Here is a 15,003-nt window from a genome sequence, read left to right as displayed (position 1 = left end):
TCGCCTAGCGTAGCTTTGCCCCGACGCAATTCTTGCGGACGAAACCCGTTCTGCAACGCACGGATCCTGCAAGGGCGGCGAAGGGGGCGATGCGATCGGGCTGGCTCCACGATCCGCATCGCGCGACTAGCGCGATTCCTTAGGCGAAGCCTGCATTGCGGTGGTCGTGCGGCTGGATTCTCCGGTCGAGAAGGAAGCGCCTCACCTCCCGGGCACACCCGCGGAAGGGATCGTTACCGCGAAGCGGACAAGACACCGCAAGGGGGCTTGGTCGGAGCGTAGCGGAGATAGAGCCCGGTGCCCGCCTCGGGCGGGCATCCGCCCACCCCGGCGACGACTGTCGGCCATTGCGAACCCCGCTGCGGTCATGTGATCGGTTCAAGTATTTCACCACCGCCACGTCGAATGCCCACACACAATCGCTGCAAAGCCTGAGCGGCGGCACCCCGGGCATTGCCTCGGCAGCGTTCACGAGGCGATAGTCGTCGGCCGGATCGCCGCATGCCGAACAGACATCCGGTGACCCCATGCGCTGGATGGAGATGCGCGCGATGGCGCCAAGCCGGGGCTCCACGCGGTCCACGATCGAGAACCACAGGTCCGAGTGCGGCGGAATACGCTGCAAATGGCGAGCGGCTTCCTCGGGGTGGTGCCGCTTCAGCCAGGCGAGAGCAACGTCGCGCCGTGTCTGGTCGTTCACCACGAGCTGCTGGTAGAGCATTACGAGTTGCGCGGTGGTCTTCCGGCGGTTCGCCTCCAGAGCACGCTGGTAGTGAACGAGATTGACGGCGAAGCGCAGGCCACCGGTGTGGAAGTCCCGAACGGTGCTGATGCAATATTCGAGGAGGCCCTGATCGGGGCGTGGTCCGGCGCTGGCCTCCATATGGTCGAGATCGTAATGCCATGGGTTGCTGGCGAAGTCGGCTCGCCAAAGATCGAGATAGCCACTCTCTCGATAGACGCGGGCAATTTCCTCGTCCCATTCGGGATGATCCTGAACGAGCTGGTCGAGGTCGCTGAAGTTCTCGACCGATGGATCGAGGCGCCGTGCGGTGGCCAGTATGCGGTTCTGGGTCTCCTGCATGTCGGCGATAGGGTTCGGACGGGCGGCCCACGCCACCAGCTCGGCTGGTGACACCGTCTCGATAATGTCTGGAAGCTCGGCGAGAAGCGGGCTGCGCCGGATCTGTTCGGGCGTGCAATAGTCGGCATCGGGCACGAGGTGGATACCCGCGCCGGCGAACGCCCGGGCGACAAGGCGCGAACAGAAGAGTTGCCGTGTCCTTGGCTTGGGACCGGTAAGGACCGATCGCGCCGCTTCGCTCTTGGAGTAACGTGTCCCGATTTCGGCGCGCGCGAAATCGATGATGGTGCCAAGCTGAAGGTCGCTCGGGGGCACTTGGAGGCGGAGCACGGTGACGTGATCGTCCGGCCCGTAAAGCTCGCGCTGGATATTGTGCGCCTGCACGCCGTCATCGGTCGAGTCGATGATCGAGCCGTGCTGGACGCAGATCATGGCGTGGGATACCTGCCCCTTGGTGGCGAGGCGGATGGCCTTGCTCACCTTGCCGCGGGATGCAGTGAGGATGATGTCGCCCGGCATGAGCAGTTCGACCTTGATGCGGCGGGTCTGTTCGTCAGGCATGGGCACCGCCAGCTGAGTTGGTGGAATCGAGCGTTCCCCCGTAGCCATAGCGTTGGTGGCCCTTCGGTATCGATATAATCGTGGATTGCGCGCTCGGCGTCTGCGGGCGATCCGCCAAACCCGGAGCTGGACCATACGCGGTCGATATGGGACTTGACTTTAAGTTGCCATTATGTTCCCTCGCCGCACCAGGGAGCAACTGATGATCCGCGACTTTCTCGCCGCCTATGACTTCAACCTGCCGCTCAACGATGCGGCGGTCGATCCGGAATTGCCGCTGGTGCGCCGGCGGCTGGCGAGCCTTGCCTCGAGCGCGGGTCTGGATGGCGGCTATTATGAAGCACAGGAGCTGGCCGAGGCGTTTCTCGATGCGGCTCGTGAGGCGAATGAGGAAATCGAGGCTGACGACAGCACGGCGCGTCTCCGGCTTCGAGGCATCCTCGCGCGCAACCTCGATTATCAGCGCGAGATGTTCGAGGAAGTTTGCGAACTGCCTCTGGCCGACGCGGCCGCGCATCTTTGCTGGCTCACCGAACTCATGAAGCGCCGCGCCGACATGGCGCTGCCGATTGATGATATTCTCGGCCGATAGCTGGAGATAGGGAACCCGGTGATCGGTCGGCCGATCGCCCGTTCCGGCACCGCGCATTGCGATCCCTATACCCGTGGACCTGGGCGGGTTGGTGATCAGGCATTTCCGATCATCCCCGCCGCACATCGGACGTGGCGCGCTTCATGGGGACCGAGGGCTGCGAGCAGCTCGGCCTCCGCAAGGTCGACCTCGCCTGCGCTGGTGAAGGCTTCGACGGTATAGGTGCCCCGCGCGAACGCTTCGCTGTGGGATGGCGCCATGGCGGTATAGTTTCGCGGCCAGCAGCACAGCAGGAGCCAGGGCCAATGCAATGCCTTAGGTTCGTAGCGGGCGAAGACAATATTCTCGGCGCGGAAAGCAGAGGGCCGATGGTTCAGCAACGCGGGAGGGACCAGCGTGGCGCGCGGCTCGCACAGGAACGTTTCGAACTCGTGCAGCTCGTCGAGGCTCTCGAGGATAACCGGATAATATCGGTGAAGAGCAAGCCCGCTGCCTGCGAAGCGAGCCGGGATTTCGATCAGGAGGATGTCGGGCAGAGTCGCAAGAGATCGCTGATAATAGAGCCTCCTGGCCGCAAGATCATCGATGAGACGCATGGGAGAGGATAGTTCGCGCATGTGCTCGCCAGTCAAGGACAGTTGACGACAGGTTGGCGCGATCCTGCCATGTAGCCGGACGCCGAGGTCAATGCTGCAATGTCATTGCGGCGGGTCCGCCGGAAATTCAGCCGGCGGGTCCGGTCGTCGCCAGATGTCCCTCGCGTTGTCGGCGTGGACCGCCGCGAGACCCCGCGCATCGAGTTCGGCCTGAACGCAGCAGATAAGGTCGCCGGTCTCCCCAAAGGCGGGCCGTTCATAGATGTAGAGGTCGAACAGCGCCCGGCCATTCGCAAGCGCATGCCGCTCGCGTATCCGCGACCAGGGGTGGGTCGTGTTGAGGTCGGTGTCCCCCCAATCGGGATCGTCGCTGATCGCGAGGACATTGAGGGCCGTTCGTCCAGTGGTGAGATGAAAGCGCTCGGCGATCTCGATCGTGTACCGGGGGACAGCCGCTTCTGTCCGCGCGATCTGCTCGGCGAGATTTCGCAGCCGCCGGATATCATGGGCGGACAGTCGGACGGTTTCGGTCATTTGTCGGCTCTCCTGTCGCGGGCGGTCGATGTGCCCGCAATGGCTATGCGATGCGCAGGAAGCGTTCGCCGGACGCGGTGAAGCGGTAGCCGTTCGCGTTGATGCTTTCGTCGACCGCTTCGTCGGAACTGAGATATTCGTACTCCGCGCTAAGGCGTTGATAGAGCCAGCAGGCGAGGTCGCGGAGCGCTTCGGCGATCGCCTCTTCGTCGTCGGCTGCCACGTCCAGAAAGGTCCCGTCGCGCTCGACCGAAATCGTCATACTGTGTTCGTGATAGTAGTGCCCGTGGTGAGAGACCCCGGCGCTGAGCCGATAGAAGTTGCGGCTCTGCACGGTTCGCAGGGCGTCCGCGATAGCATGGAGTTCGGTATCCAGCGGCGCGTGATTCCGTAAGCGGCGATGGGCGCCCTTCGCATAGGAGTACAAGCCCTCGAAGCAGGCACCGTCGCCCTGGTTCCAGAAACCGCTGAAGTAGATGCGCGGCTGGCTGCGTGTTGCTCCGCCATGGAGGCGCACTATGTCGGTCTTGAGGCTGACACCGAAGATCTCGCAGACCCGTTCGAAGTCATCGAATGTGAAGTCGTGCCACTCATAGTCGAGGCCAGTTTCCCGATACCAGCTTCGGGCGTTCACCTTCGCGGCCCCCGTCAGTTCATCGAGGCGATAGGTCTCGATTTCGATGAGTTCGGGCATGGTCTGGATCCTTCCGGGACACGACCGAGGCCGCGGGAATGCGCTCGGCGGCCCGGCGCGCCGGGCGTGGAGGCGTGGGTTTTCAGGGGTAGCTCTGCCCTGATAGGCTGCTGCCAGCCGGGGCGGCCGGACGCCACGAAGGCGGTCATTCCTGATGGTTCTCGATGATCCGGCGCGCGAGTTGCTCGATCTCGTCTCGATCGGCGGTCGTCGTGCAATCGCCGGACAAGACTACGAGGTCGTCCAATGCCGCGCTGCCCTTGCTGATGAAGACCCGCCAGACATTGCGCCTGATTTCGCCCTGCTCGCGAGGGTTGGTGTCGGGGTGGAACATATCCGCCCACTGGCGGCGATCGGGATCATCGGAGATATCGGTCCAGTCGCCGAACATGGCCCAGACAGCATAGCCATCGATTCGGGCGTGATGCTCGCGGGCAGCGCGGCGCTCGGCCTCCCTTTTGGGCTGCTCTCGCCTGGCCTTGGCCTCGGCCTGCTTCCATTGGACCGAGGCCAGGCCGCGTTCGAGGCCCTGGATGATGTCGGGGGCCACGGCCTCCTGCCGTTTGGGCAGGATCGAATAGTGGCGAGCGGCCTCAAGCTGGTCTGCGCCAGAGCGCGCAAGGCTGAGCAAGGCCTGCAATTCGATCTTCGTCAGCGTGATCCGAAGTCCGCTGGCCATTGCATGTGTTTTCATGTCCGGCGTTCCTTGTCCCAGGGTTTGAGACCCGCGAGCGGCAGCTTGTGCTCGCGCGCGATGTGATAGCTGCTCTCGGAAAAAAAGCCCCAATGGCCGGTGGATGAATATCGCTGGAAGAGGAGCTTCTCGTCCTCCTCCGTTCGGATCCACATGCCCGGCTTTATCGGATATTGATCGGCACCATTCATCGGATTGCCTCGTAACGATCGGTGATAGGGGCTCCGGCGTCGCTCTCAGCGCCGTGCCGTAACAGGTGCCGCGGCCGTGATCTGCGGTGACGGCGGGCATGGCCATTGAGGCGTGCTGGCACGCGATGGGTTGGCCTTCGGCTTCAATGGTTGGGATTGCCTTACTGCGGGGCCTGCGGGTCACGAGGCGGCGCCGCCGCAGCGGCGAGCGGCTGAACGGTGTTGGGTGCGCAGGGCTGCCATTCGCATAGGGTGTCGCTTTCGGCCTCGCAGGCCTGGCAGATCGTGCAATCATAGACGCCCGAGAGCACCCATTGCTGGGTCGCGCAGTCCCATTCCGCCGAAGCGTCGCGGACCAGCTCGGTGCTGCCGCAGCGATGGCATTTCGGTTCGACGCCCGGTCGCGCCTCAAGCGCGGTCAGGGCCGAGCGGTAGCCGTCGGTAGCGACGGCCATGCCAACGGCATTGACGGCGATCGCGCACCGACGGCGTGCGTCCGCGGTTTCGAAGTCCGCGCCGCTGTCGGTCATGATCTCATGATAGCCGCGGGCAAGGGTTTTGGCATCGCCGAGCAGGATGTCGGCGATCGCCTGAAGATGGCTGATACGCATTGTCGGCTCTCCCTTAGGCTATTGGAGGAATCCGGCACTCGGTGACGGTGTCCGAGAGCGGAGGTCGGCGACGAACCAGGCTGCGTTGACCGGGTGGCACGTCACGTTCAGGCGACGCGCAGGACCAGATCTTCGTCAGTGGCCGGAAGCGTCTCGGTTACCCGGAACGGCTGGATCGGATTGCGGGTTCGGATCACGAACTGGTTGCGGCCGGTGGCGGTCCGGCGCTGGATCGCGCAGGCATATGCGTGCGGAAAGCCCGCCAGACGGGCCCTGGCCGGAGACAGAGGGGCCATGATGTTCTCCATGGGATTGGTGGTGCGGAAGCGCCGCGTCCCGTCGAGCGGGCGCGGCTGATGGTGGCGCCAGGCCTATTCCGGCGGACTTCCCCTTTCATCGCAGACAGGCGGACGTCCGATGGCGTCGATGACGATGCGTGCCGATCTGGTCCAACCGGCCTGGTCAAGGACATCGGCCGCCTCGATCCTGGCGGCATCGAGTTCGCCATGGGTGGAAGCGAGCGCCAGTCGTTTAAGCGCCCGCAGCGCCATGGTGATGTCGATCATGAGGATAAGGCTTCGACGGTGATGCGGAACGCGGCGCCGTCGTCCAGCACAAGGTAGATCTGCGTTCCCGATTCGACGTCGCAGCTGGCGATGCTGTCGATGTTCGCGCTGGTGCTATGAGCCTGCGAGATCACATGCGGTGGCCGGTTGACGGCGCAATCGCCGCTTTCGTCGCATTTGGCGATATGGGTTTCGAGCAGTTCGCAGATCATGGCGGCGATCGTACAGGCTCGGGTCGGCTTGTCGCTCGCGCGCACGATCGTATCGAATGCGTCCCGCAGGATTGGCGTCAGCGCGTCATTGATCCGGACAAGCAGGTCCGACCGGTCGGTATCGCCCAGCTCGGTCAGCCATCGGTCGGGAATGAGATTGTTGACGGCATGGGTGGCGTCGTCGACCAGGGCATCAAATTGATCGTCGATCATGGGCGGATTCCTCGAAAGGTATGGCCCGCGGGGCGCGTCGCACCGGCACGGTCAAAGCGGGTTGGGTAAGGGCTGTTCGGCGGCGGCGCGCACGGGCGGGGCGTTGTCCGCCAATCCGGTTCTGAGCGGACTTGCGACGGCACGCCCGGCGATCGGCTGACCCTCGTGGTCAGGGACGATTCGTCCATCTGGCGTGGAAGTAGACCCGCACAGGCAGGTGCCGGGCGGCGGCCGTCACGGCGTCTTCAAGCTCCACGCGCCATGCGACCGGGATCTCGACGATGAAGTTGGTGCCGCGAAGGCCGCCGTCGGGTTCGATCGTGATCGGCGCTGCGCTGTTCCAGGCTTCGGCCGGTATCGTCGCGCTCCATCCGCGTACGGTTTCATCAGGACCGGACCGAACGATCACATGGCGTCCTGCGAGGCTCGAAAGCGCTATCGCGTCATCATTTCCGGGACGGGACACGGATTCGCGCCACCCGATCGCATCCAGTGCGAGCAAGTCCCTCGGACTCTCGATCCCCGAGCCGTTGTCATTGACGGAGAGAACCGGACGCCCCTCGTAGTCGAACGTCTCGACGTGAATCTCATAGGCGTCAGCTCGGTGTGCGATGCGGAGCAGTTCGTCCAGGATTTCGGTGAGCGACCCGCAACATCGGTTGGCCGGTCTCGGCCGGGACTGGCTGTCGGCGGTGCGGAGCGGGCTGGAATATGGCATGGGATTCTCCGAGTGGGCTGCGAACTCTTCGTCGCAACCATCCCCCGCCCCCCTTCCCTCCATGGCCGTCTTCGATCCGCCGTGGCACCGGTCACTGCGCCAACGGCGTCATGGCGGGTCGGTCGTCCGGCTGCGGACGCGCTCGACCCACGCCTGCGGATTGTTATGATGGTCGAGGAACTCGTGCGACCATTGAAAGACGGTTTGCGTATCCGGCTCGACCGTTTCGAGTGCATCTCCATAGTTGGGATGGTGCGCGCCCTTGGCGCAGTTCCGCATGAAGATAAGGGCGCCTGCGCACATGGCGCGTGCGTCGGTGCCGTCTCCGGGAATGGTCTTGTGGCAAGGCAGTGGCGGACCGTCGAACTGGATCTGCTGCGTGAAGTCCTCGGGCCGATAGCCGCCAAGCCATCCTGCCGGATGGTCTCGGCGCCATGGGCATTCGTTGCAGGGCCGTTTGAGGACGGGTTTCATGAGTATGGCCCCTCCACGTCGGCGGAGCTATCCTCGATCAGGATTCCCGGCGGGCTTTCGCCGGGGTCGAAGATCATGCGGAGACAATCGCCGATGTCGGGCTCTTTGCGAGTGCCGCAGAGGGGTACGAACTCGGCAAGAAGCTCGCTGGCAAGGCGCGTTGGCTGTGCCTCGTCATGGATCTTGTGGTCGAGATGCGCCAAGGCATATGCCCTGTAGGCGTGATCCCACATGGCCTGCGGATCGAGAACCGCGACATGGAGCGTCACGCTGGCGCTGATCGTGTCCGCCATGGTCACGCTCCCGCCCGCAAGGATCGCAGGGTCTCCTTCATTAGCCAACGCGTCGAGCCGCCGAGGATTTCGGTCTCGGTGACGACGTAATAGCCGCCGCCGAACCCACCCGGTCTGTCCTGATCGGTCACCAGAGCCCATTCGAAGCCGAACGGCAGCGCCGACTTGCAGACTTTCTGGATCAGAGATGCGAGCGCCGAAACGTCGACCTCGTGACCATGTATGTAGGCGAGCAGTCCCTCGCCGCCGTGATCGTCGTCTATCGTGAGGTCCGCGTCGAGGCAGGGAAAATCTGGATCCGACCAGAGGGCAAGGAATGTCACGAAAGGATCGTCGTTGCCGGCCTGCGTTGGGAAGGTCGCCCTGAACAGACTGCTGCGGGATGCATAGAAGGTTTTTGCGGCCTCAAGCTCTTCCTGTGGAATGCTGGCGTAGCCGGCGGATATCTCTGCGGCGGTCTCGAAACATTCTTCGAGCAACGCGGCCTCGTCGGCCGTCAGCGGCACATTGAACGCCGTTTCCAGATAGGTGTTGGCCATCTTGTATCTCCCTGATGGCGATGTCGTGAAGGGCGAACGGCCGCTCGCGAGACTCGCGGTGGCGAGAGTAATGGGCACGCCGCCCGGGCAGCGCCGACCGCTGGCGAGATGCTCGTCAAGCATGCCTGGCGGCAGGCAGGCAGGCATGTCCTTGCGGTGGCGAGGCGGGATCGATGGCGGCACCATTTGCATGAAGATCGCAAACAGCAGTTTTCGCGGCGGATATGAGGGGATGTTGCCCCTGCTCGATTGTGATCGGGTGGGTTCGGTGCAGGCGTTTCAGGCGGTGGTGATCGCGGGCGCCTCGTCGTTACTCGCAAAGGCAGCTTCCACCTGGTTGTTCACGGCGCGCACGGCGACGGTGCGATCCTTGGGGATCAGCCAGGAAACATGCTCGCGCATCGCCTCGCGGATCCGCTCTATGATCGCGGCGTCCTCACCGAGCAGCAACAGGTTGGCGGCAAAGCGCGCCTGCATTTCGAACGACGCCTGCTGGGTGTGATAGCTGTCGGCATCGCTATCTTCATCTGGATAGAAACAGGCGCGTTCCAGCAGGGAAGCAAGTCCGCCGGGCGTGATCGTGCAGTCGGTGCCGAGCAGGATGATGACCTCCTCGAGATCGGTCCAGCAATCGCCGGGAACGATGAGAAGATCGGCGGGCAGCGCGATAATTTCGGCGGGGGCGTCGGAAACACCCGTTTCCTGGACGGCAAGTTCGAGCGCGATTCCATCGACGCTTCCGGAGACAAGGTTCGGCGGCAACTGCGCGTCCGCGGCATAGTCGAAGACATCGTCCTCGCCACGTTCGATCCGGAAGGAATAGCCGAGTACGCGCGGCAGGGCATCATACCAGCCGTAACCCGCAAAGTCGCCAACCGGGTGGACCGGCGTCGCGCCAAGCGGCCTGCCCGAAGCGATGGCTCGGCCGACGCATTGTTCGATATGGGGCTGGTCCGTCGGCATGAGGATCATCGGCTCGCCAGCCACCCTGTCGCCGAGCAGAACACTGTCCGTCTCCGCGGTGCGGGGCGTCCATGCGTTGAGCCAGGGCGCGGCTTCGGGCAAGGTTACGCCCAGCGCCATCGCCCGCAGCCAATCGGCGTGGGAGAGCCGGTGGTGGCCTTCGCGGGCAATCGTACGGAAGATCGCCGCCTCGCAGGCGTCACGCAGCGCATCAAGGGCGGTGTTCTGCAACATTTCCTTGCGCGCGGGGAGCACAAGCTGGAGCTGGGGCGCATCGACGATGTCGACCTTGGTATACCAACCGCGACCGCCGTCGGCGTCATGGATATGCGGCAGGCGGCAAGGCACGGTCAGACCGTGGAAGTTGAACCGGACCTTTTCGCGGTTCAGATGATATTCGTCGACGAAGATGCCGATGCGACAGCCGTTCCATTCCTCGACCCGTTTCGCTTCCCGCAAGAAGCTCTCCTGGGGCTGCCGGTGGTCGCCGAACCAGATTGGCACCGGGCAGAAGCGCGCGACGTCCTTCACCGCCTGTTCGAGGGTAGTTGCCCAGCTTTCCGGCAAGTCGATCTCGATTTCGGTGCCCTTGCCGAGGGAGGACGGGATAAGGTCGAGGAGCTTACCGCTTTCCCATGCGTCAGGCGTGATGGTCACCTGCCAGGCAGCACCCAGTTCGGCCGCGTGGGAACGCACGGTGACGTGGCGGCCTGCCAGACTGAACACGCCCATGCCTGCCGGATCCTCCGAGCGGGCAATGTCCTCGTTCCACCCGGAATCGCCGAGCGTGAGGAACTTGGCCGGTCCGGCAATGCCGCGCCCGTCGTCGCGTATGCGGAGCACCGGACGGTCGTTCTTCTCGATCCTGGCGATATCGATACGGGTCGCGCCGGCGCGCCTGCTGTTCTGGATTGCCTCGGCCAGGCAGTCGGACACACTTCCGTTGAAGAAACGTCCGATTTTGGTGATCAGGGACTGACCGACTGTGGTCTTGATCGTGGTAGGAAAGGTCATGGAGGCCTCCGGATTTGCAGCGACATCCTCGTCGCAACCAATCCTGCCTTTCTCCCCTCCGGTCTCGTCCGCTTCCTCGCGGGAATGGCCAGGTTCCCGTCGAAACGAGGGATGGCACGGGTCAGACCAGTCGACATGACGGATGATCCAGTCGGGAACGAAATCCCAGTCGAAGCATCCGAGATACCCGTCGGCGACGCTGGTCCAGGCCGCGTCAACGGCATCGGTCCAGCCGAGGACGGTCATGCGCAGGGCGGCGGTGCCGATAGCGTTGCAGGATTCACGGATAAGCAGCGCGCGTTCGATGTCGGCCGGATTCGTGACAGGATGGTCTCGCAGGGATAGCACCGCTTCCCAGAGGCAGGCCGCGGTTTCGAGCGCGAAGGCGCAATTGGAGTCCTGCATGATGCAAGTCCTTTCGCTTGGGGAAAAGATCAGGCGGCGATCTGGTCGGAGCCTGGGCCAGCGAGATCCACGGCCGAGATCGCGCTGGGTGGGATCGGCGACAGTTCAAAAAACCACCGCTTTCGCCCGGATTCCGTCGAATGCGGGTCGGAGCGAATGCGGATGATCTTGGTCCGTACCTTCGCGGTGTCGAACGTGTCGTCGGGCAGATGCTCGAGCGTTTCCATTCCGTCGGTCTGAAATGTGATCGGCACGAGCGCGACCAGCGTCGGCGCCTCGCCATGTCCATGGGGGCCCATCAGGTCGCGAGCCGCCGCGATATGCTTGCGCACGTCGCGGAACGGCGGGTTCATGATGACGCGGGGAAACTCGACTTTCCCGCGTACCTCAACGGAATATTCGAGGAAGCAGCGGTTGATCACGGTCCCGAAACGGTGGAGCTGGGCCGCAAGCTTGATATGGCGCTCGACCTGGACGAGTTCGTAGCGGCTGTGCCCGCTTTCGATCAGGGCGCGCGAGAGATTACCGGTCCCGGCGCTCGGCTCGAGGGTCAGATAGTCGCCGACTTCGCCAAGATAGCGCACCATCCGCGCCGCGACATCCGGCGGCGTCACATGGCATTCGGTGGCGCTATCGACGGCGATGATCTCGGGCACTCGCGCGATCTCGACATTTGCGAAACCGGGCCGCGCCTTCACCGTGATCCGCATCGGCCTGGCGGGCCGCGTGTAAACGCCCGGTTTCATGGCGCCGCCTCCTCCTCGCCCGCGGCTGCTTCGAGGGTGTCGAGCTCGATCGGCAGCGGCTTGGTCGGTTTGTCGGTGATGACAAGAAGCGCGTCGGGCTTGTAGAACTCGGCGCCGATCGTCGAAATGCGGATGCGGGCGACCGGTTCGCCGGAGCGCACGCGTTCCTGTCTTTGCCATTCCGTCCGCACGCGGCGGCCGTCGGCGGCGATCTCGATCGTCTTGAAAGGGGCGTAATCCCCCTTTGAATTGGCCGAATAGGTGGCCTGGGTCGTCGCGTAGATCGAGTTGGGCTTGGCCGCGCTGTGCTTGCCCTTGCATGCCGCGACCATGTGCAGGTTCCATATCGTCTGCAGTTGCTCGGCCTGTTCCTGTGACGGATTGATCGGCGGCACGACGTCGGGTTTGGCCGAGGCGCGGCGCGCCGTCCTGGCGGGCACGGTGTAGCCGCTGTCCTGCATCAGGTCGCGCCAGCCATCCTCGCCCAAGGCGAGCGAGGCTTCCGGGGCGATATGCGCGGGAAGCGGAACCGGGCTTTCAAGCCGGAAAACCCCCGCATGGGGCACTGTGCATTTCGGGCCTTCGGCACCCTGCTCGCGTGCGAACGCCTGGATGATGACCGGCGTAAGCTCACCGTCATAGCGCGGGATGTCGCCGAGCATGGAACGCTCGAATGCCAGACGGTTCAGAACATGCTCGATCCAGCGGCGGCGGATCGGGCCATTGACCGCGAGGGTTGCCCCTTCGATGCACGATTGCCGGGCGTCCGCCGGCGTGATCTCGCCTTTGTCGACCTTGTAGTAGAGATCGTAGTTCGACCATGTCTTGCGCGTATCCATGTTACCGAGCGCATGGCGAATCTGTTCGTCGGTCGTGAAGCGATCCCAGATCGCCAGCGCCGCATGCGCCGTGTTGATACCCCGTTGCAGGTCTCGAAGCTCGGCCAGCAGGGTTTTGATGCGGTTGGCACGGGTGCGCGGATCGTTCTTCATGTTGGCGAAGCGCTCGACGCCGGTGGCGCGGTAGAGCCAGTAGGTCGCGGCCTTTTCCGCGCCGGTCGACGCGGTCATGGCGGAATGCATGCGCTCCTGCGTCTTGCGCGCGCCGCGCTCGCTATGATGACCGACAAGGATCGGCTGCCCCATATGGAAGGCTTGGGAGAGTTCGTCAGCGTGGCGCGCAAAGGAATTGGCTTGGGCATGGCGTTTGTGCGCGAGACCGTCGAGCCGTTCGGCCTTGATCGCGGCGCGTTCGGCGAGCGTCATCTCTTCGGGTTCGATCTCGCCCGCCAGTTCGACGGCAAGGTCCTCGCGCTGCGGCGTCCATTTGGGAGCGACGAAAAGCTCCTGCTTCGGGGCCCATTGGAAGCCCGCCTCCTTGACCCGTGCATAAGTCTCGGCTTCGAGACGCGACGACGCATAGAGGCGGATCTTGTTGTCCTCGGGGCTGTATGTTGCGGTGAAGCTGGTCATTGATCGTCCTTTCAAGGGGCCGCGGCCGCCATGTGCCGGGGGCAAATCGGTGCATCACGCCGATGGGAGATCGGCGCGGCTGATGGCTTGAGGGTCTGAGCGATCGGCTGGCGGCGAGCCTGCGAACTGGTCGGGCGGGAACCCGAACTTCAGGCAGGCCTAGGAAAGCCGAAGCGTCTTTTCGTCCGGAGTTTCGATATGGACATAGCGCTTCCCGCCGCTGCGGCGTTTGCGAATGCGGCCGTCCACGAACGCATCGGCCCATCGCCTTGCTTCGGCTGCGCGGGCGCCATCGGCGCATTCGTCCGCCTGCTCGAAGAGTGCGTACGCGAGGGCATATTGCTCCCGCTCCGGGAGGGCGAGCAGCGCCGAAGCGATCGGCAACGCGCTTTCGTAGAATTCGAGCACATGACGGCCGCCCCCATGGTGCATCAGGATGGCAAGTCGGCCTCTGCTCCCGATGCCCGTCGGTCGGGCAATCCGGACGTCATGGGACGCATAGGTGACCGAGACGCGTGAGGCTTCGAGTTCACCGCGATGGAAGACGCGATCGTCGCGACTGGGAAGTGGATGGGCGAGGACTTCATAGCCGTCGAAGTTCTCGACCCTGCGGATCAGATTATGTCCGATAACGGTCATGACATGGATACTCCGGTTCGAGGTGACGGAGGATGGGCGCCCGGCGTCAGGCGGCACGGCGGCCATCGGCGTCGCGAAGTCCGAGATCGAAGGCGGTGAGGATGTCGAAATCGGGTTCGTGACGGTCGAAGGCGTCCGTAAGGTCGTTGATGGCGCTCCAGGTGAACGCGTCACCGGGGTCATCATCGAGCTGGAACACGATGGGCAGCGAGCCTGCGGTCATCTCGGGGAAATTGGCCCGGATGATCAATGTCTCGATCCGGCGCGCGAGGAGACCGATGCGGGGAGCAAGCCCGCCTCGCTCGGCATGCTGCATCTCGAAATAGCGCGCGGGCGCCAGCAGCGGGGCAATGCGAACGCATGGGAGGCGTCCGACGCATCTCGGGCCGGCAACGGAACCGGCAAGCGCCCGGCGTTCGGCGGATACCGTGTCGGCGGGCACCAGCGCGCGATAGACATAGTGCGGCAGCGTCCCCGCAATGCGGGAACGGGTGACGATGATGTCCATGGTGGATCTCCTTCAGGCGACCAGCAGCGTTGCCGCGCCGTCCGATTGGGGAAGATGCAGTTCGCGACGGACGCGCGCCGCAAATCGCACCGGCTGAACCAGTTCTTCGACCGATGCCCAGTGGTTGCGATCGCCGACATAGTCCCGGCGGCCGGCAACCTTGCGGAACAGCACCTCGCGGCCACGCCCCATGACCCCGAGGCTGAGCTGCACGTAGATGTTCACGCCGTGAAGGGTCACTTCACCGCTCACGGCGATGCCCGCGCGGTTCGAACGAAGGTCATAACTGTCCTCAGCGAGGCCGAGCGCGTCGGCCAAGGCGCGCAATGCCTTGCGACCGTCGCTGTGGAACAGCTTCTTCGCGGGTTCGTCATAGGCGACGCCCTTGTGGGCCAGCGCGATCAGCGCGGGCTTGCGTCGAATGTCGGCGATGGCATCGATGCAGGCACGTCGAAGTTCGACATCGGACTCCTCGATCTCCGAGGCGATGGTGCCGAGGTGGCGTGCGAGCAGGATGACGGCCGGATCGCTGTCTTGCGGTCGCCCGGCGTTGCGGCAGTCCTCGATCGCGGCATTGAGCGCGAAGAGGGCGGTTGCCAGGGCAGGAAGCGCCGAAGGGTCGAGCGCCTGCTGGTGTCGAAAGGCCAGGTCATAGGACATGGGGATTTCTCCTGGAGTCCGGAC

Annotated in this window: 21 protein-coding genes; 1 reads left to right on the top strand and 20 read right to left on the bottom strand. The window is 64.0% G+C overall.

The window, feature by feature from the left end; translation table 11 throughout:
- Window positions 1-139: 139 nt before the first annotated feature.
- Entirely contained in the window at window positions 140-1,645 is a 1,506-nt protein-coding gene (locus B2V90_RS17645) for a YiiX/YebB-like N1pC/P60 family cysteine hydrolase (RefSeq protein ID WP_293922599.1), read from the bottom strand.
- A gap of 202 nt (window positions 1,646-1,847) precedes the next feature.
- Between B2V90_RS17645 and B2V90_RS17640 the strand changes: the two genes are divergently transcribed.
- The gene (locus tag B2V90_RS17640) at window positions 1,848-2,237 is read left to right on the top strand and encodes a hypothetical protein (RefSeq protein WP_293922597.1); all 390 of its coding nucleotides are present in this window, start codon (window positions 1,848-1,850) and stop codon (window positions 2,235-2,237) included.
- Between the two features lie 95 nt (window positions 2,238-2,332).
- On the opposite strand, the gene B2V90_RS17635 is transcribed toward B2V90_RS17640, so the two are convergent.
- From B2V90_RS17635 to B2V90_RS17545, 19 genes are all read right to left on the bottom strand, one after another.
- Complete coding sequence (locus B2V90_RS17635) at window positions 2,333-2,854, bottom strand: hypothetical protein (protein WP_293922595.1); 522 nt, start codon at window positions 2,852-2,854, stop codon at window positions 2,333-2,335.
- An 81-nt stretch (window positions 2,855-2,935) separates the two neighbouring features.
- Window positions 2,936-3,367 (bottom strand): hypothetical protein, encoded by a 432-nt coding sequence (locus B2V90_RS17630; protein ID WP_293922593.1) that lies wholly within the window; start codon window positions 3,365-3,367, stop codon window positions 2,936-2,938.
- Between the two features lie 43 nt (window positions 3,368-3,410).
- Window positions 3,411-4,061: an antitoxin of toxin-antitoxin stability system gene (locus B2V90_RS17625; RefSeq protein ID WP_293922590.1), complete on the bottom strand. Its 651-nt coding sequence runs from the start codon at window positions 4,059-4,061 to the stop codon at window positions 3,411-3,413.
- Window positions 4,062-4,206: 145 nt separating this feature from the next.
- A complete protein-coding gene (locus B2V90_RS17620) occupies window positions 4,207-4,755 on the bottom strand; it encodes a hypothetical protein (protein ID WP_293922587.1) in 549 nt (182 codons plus the stop codon).
- Window positions 4,752-4,946, bottom strand: a complete 195-nt coding sequence (locus B2V90_RS17615; protein WP_293922585.1) for a hypothetical protein — start codon at window positions 4,944-4,946, stop codon at window positions 4,752-4,754. The genes B2V90_RS17620 and B2V90_RS17615 overlap by 4 nt, the downstream gene beginning before the upstream one ends.
- Window positions 4,947-5,107: 161 nt before the next feature.
- Window positions 5,108-5,557, bottom strand: a complete 450-nt coding sequence (locus tag B2V90_RS17610; protein WP_293922584.1) for a hypothetical protein — start codon at window positions 5,555-5,557, stop codon at window positions 5,108-5,110.
- A 107-nt stretch (window positions 5,558-5,664) separates the two neighbouring features.
- Window positions 5,665-5,853 (bottom strand): hypothetical protein, encoded by a 189-nt coding sequence (locus B2V90_RS17605; protein WP_293922583.1) that lies wholly within the window; start codon window positions 5,851-5,853, stop codon window positions 5,665-5,667.
- Window positions 5,854-5,928: 75 nt separating this feature from the next.
- Window positions 5,929-6,123, bottom strand: a complete 195-nt coding sequence (locus tag B2V90_RS17600; RefSeq protein WP_293922581.1) for a hypothetical protein — start codon at window positions 6,121-6,123, stop codon at window positions 5,929-5,931.
- Window positions 6,120-6,548 (bottom strand): hypothetical protein, encoded by a 429-nt coding sequence (locus B2V90_RS17595; protein WP_293922579.1) that lies wholly within the window; start codon window positions 6,546-6,548, stop codon window positions 6,120-6,122. Before B2V90_RS17595 ends, B2V90_RS17600 begins: the two co-directional genes overlap by 4 nt.
- A 169-nt stretch (window positions 6,549-6,717) precedes the next feature.
- Window positions 6,718-7,266 carry a hypothetical protein gene (locus B2V90_RS17590; protein ID WP_293922577.1) on the bottom strand — a complete coding sequence of 183 codons (549 nt, stop codon included), beginning with the start codon at window positions 7,264-7,266 and terminating at the stop codon, window positions 6,718-6,720.
- A gap of 108 nt (window positions 7,267-7,374) precedes the next feature.
- Window positions 7,375-7,740, bottom strand: coding sequence for a DUF6283 family protein (locus B2V90_RS17585; protein WP_293922576.1), 366 nt, complete (start codon window positions 7,738-7,740; stop codon window positions 7,375-7,377).
- A complete protein-coding gene (locus B2V90_RS17580) occupies window positions 7,737-8,033 on the bottom strand; it encodes a hypothetical protein (RefSeq protein ID WP_293922575.1) in 297 nt (98 codons plus the stop codon). The genes B2V90_RS17585 and B2V90_RS17580 overlap by 4 nt, the downstream gene beginning before the upstream one ends.
- A 2-nt stretch (window positions 8,034-8,035) precedes the next feature.
- Window positions 8,036-8,572 (bottom strand): hypothetical protein, encoded by a 537-nt coding sequence (locus B2V90_RS17575; protein WP_293922573.1) that lies wholly within the window; start codon window positions 8,570-8,572, stop codon window positions 8,036-8,038.
- Between the two features lie 279 nt (window positions 8,573-8,851).
- Complete coding sequence (locus B2V90_RS17570) at window positions 8,852-10,954, bottom strand: ATP-binding protein (RefSeq protein WP_293922571.1); 2,103 nt, start codon at window positions 10,952-10,954, stop codon at window positions 8,852-8,854.
- A gap of 29 nt (window positions 10,955-10,983) precedes the next feature.
- Window positions 10,984-11,700 carry a methyltransferase type 11 gene (locus B2V90_RS17565; RefSeq protein WP_293922570.1) on the bottom strand — a complete coding sequence of 239 codons (717 nt, stop codon included), beginning with the start codon at window positions 11,698-11,700 and terminating at the stop codon, window positions 10,984-10,986.
- Window positions 11,697-12,965, bottom strand: a complete 1,269-nt coding sequence (locus tag B2V90_RS17560) for a DUF3560 domain-containing protein (protein WP_293922634.1) — start codon at window positions 12,963-12,965, stop codon at window positions 11,697-11,699. Before B2V90_RS17560 ends, B2V90_RS17565 begins: the two co-directional genes overlap by 4 nt.
- Before the next feature lie 366 nt (window positions 12,966-13,331).
- Complete coding sequence (locus tag B2V90_RS17555) at window positions 13,332-13,811, bottom strand: hypothetical protein (protein ID WP_293922568.1); 480 nt, start codon at window positions 13,809-13,811, stop codon at window positions 13,332-13,334.
- Window positions 13,812-13,857: 46 nt separating this feature from the next.
- Entirely contained in the window at window positions 13,858-14,319 is a 462-nt protein-coding gene (locus B2V90_RS17550) for a hypothetical protein (protein ID WP_293922566.1), read from the bottom strand.
- Window positions 14,320-14,331: 12 nt separating this feature from the next.
- The gene (locus B2V90_RS17545) at window positions 14,332-14,979 is read right to left on the bottom strand and encodes a hypothetical protein (RefSeq protein ID WP_293922564.1); all 648 of its coding nucleotides are present in this window, start codon (window positions 14,977-14,979) and stop codon (window positions 14,332-14,334) included.
- Window positions 14,980-15,003 lie beyond the last annotated feature (24 nt).

Source organism: Sphingobium sp. UBA5915 (genome assembly GCF_002431195.1).
Classification (GTDB): Bacteria; Pseudomonadota; Alphaproteobacteria; order Sphingomonadales; family Sphingomonadaceae; genus Sphingobium; species Sphingobium soli.
Note: the sequence above shows the minus strand (reverse complement) of the source record. Positions and strands in the feature narration are given on the sequence as shown.

Coding starts and splice junctions, on each gene's coding strand:
- B2V90_RS17580 (WP_293922575.1), bottom strand. CDS start 8,033: ATGGCGGACACGATCAGCGCCAGCGTGACGCTCCATGTCGCGGTTCTC.
- B2V90_RS17570 (WP_293922571.1), bottom strand. CDS start 10,954: ATGCAGGACTCCAATTGCGCCTTCGCGCTCGAAACCGCGGCCTGCCTC.
- B2V90_RS17565 (WP_293922570.1), bottom strand. CDS start 11,700: ATGAAACCGGGCGTTTACACGCGGCCCGCCAGGCCGATGCGGATCACG.
- B2V90_RS17545 (WP_293922564.1), bottom strand. CDS start 14,979: ATGTCCTATGACCTGGCCTTTCGACACCAGCAGGCGCTCGACCCTTCG.
- B2V90_RS17635 (WP_293922595.1), bottom strand. CDS start 2,854: ATGCGCGAACTATCCTCTCCCATGCGTCTCATCGATGATCTTGCGGCC.
- B2V90_RS17575 (WP_293922573.1), bottom strand. CDS start 8,572: ATGGCCAACACCTATCTGGAAACGGCGTTCAATGTGCCGCTGACGGCC.
- B2V90_RS17615 (WP_293922585.1), bottom strand. CDS start 4,946: ATGAATGGTGCCGATCAATATCCGATAAAGCCGGGCATGTGGATCCGA.
- B2V90_RS17560 (WP_293922634.1), bottom strand. CDS start 12,965: ATGACGCTCGCCGAACGCGCCGCGATCAAGGCCGAACGGCTCGACGGT.
- B2V90_RS17590 (WP_293922577.1), bottom strand. CDS start 7,266: ATGCCATATTCCAGCCCGCTCCGCACCGCCGACAGCCAGTCCCGGCCG.
- B2V90_RS17625 (WP_293922590.1), bottom strand. CDS start 4,061: ATGCCCGAACTCATCGAAATCGAGACCTATCGCCTCGATGAACTGACG.
- B2V90_RS17585 (WP_293922576.1), bottom strand. CDS start 7,740: ATGAAACCCGTCCTCAAACGGCCCTGCAACGAATGCCCATGGCGCCGA.
- B2V90_RS17595 (WP_293922579.1), bottom strand. CDS start 6,548: ATGATCGACGATCAATTTGATGCCCTGGTCGACGACGCCACCCATGCC.
- B2V90_RS17645 (WP_293922599.1), bottom strand. CDS start 1,645: ATGCCTGACGAACAGACCCGCCGCATCAAGGTCGAACTGCTCATGCCG.
- B2V90_RS17550 (WP_293922566.1), bottom strand. CDS start 14,319: ATGGACATCATCGTCACCCGTTCCCGCATTGCGGGGACGCTGCCGCAC.
- B2V90_RS17600 (WP_293922581.1), bottom strand. CDS start 6,123: ATGATCGACATCACCATGGCGCTGCGGGCGCTTAAACGACTGGCGCTC.
- B2V90_RS17620 (WP_293922587.1), bottom strand. CDS start 4,755: ATGAAAACACATGCAATGGCCAGCGGACTTCGGATCACGCTGACGAAG.
- B2V90_RS17640 (WP_293922597.1), top strand. CDS start 1,848: ATGATCCGCGACTTTCTCGCCGCCTATGACTTCAACCTGCCGCTCAAC.
- B2V90_RS17555 (WP_293922568.1), bottom strand. CDS start 13,811: ATGACCGTTATCGGACATAATCTGATCCGCAGGGTCGAGAACTTCGAC.
- B2V90_RS17605 (WP_293922583.1), bottom strand. CDS start 5,853: ATGGCCCCTCTGTCTCCGGCCAGGGCCCGTCTGGCGGGCTTTCCGCAC.
- B2V90_RS17630 (WP_293922593.1), bottom strand. CDS start 3,367: ATGACCGAAACCGTCCGACTGTCCGCCCATGATATCCGGCGGCTGCGA.
- B2V90_RS17610 (WP_293922584.1), bottom strand. CDS start 5,557: ATGCGTATCAGCCATCTTCAGGCGATCGCCGACATCCTGCTCGGCGAT.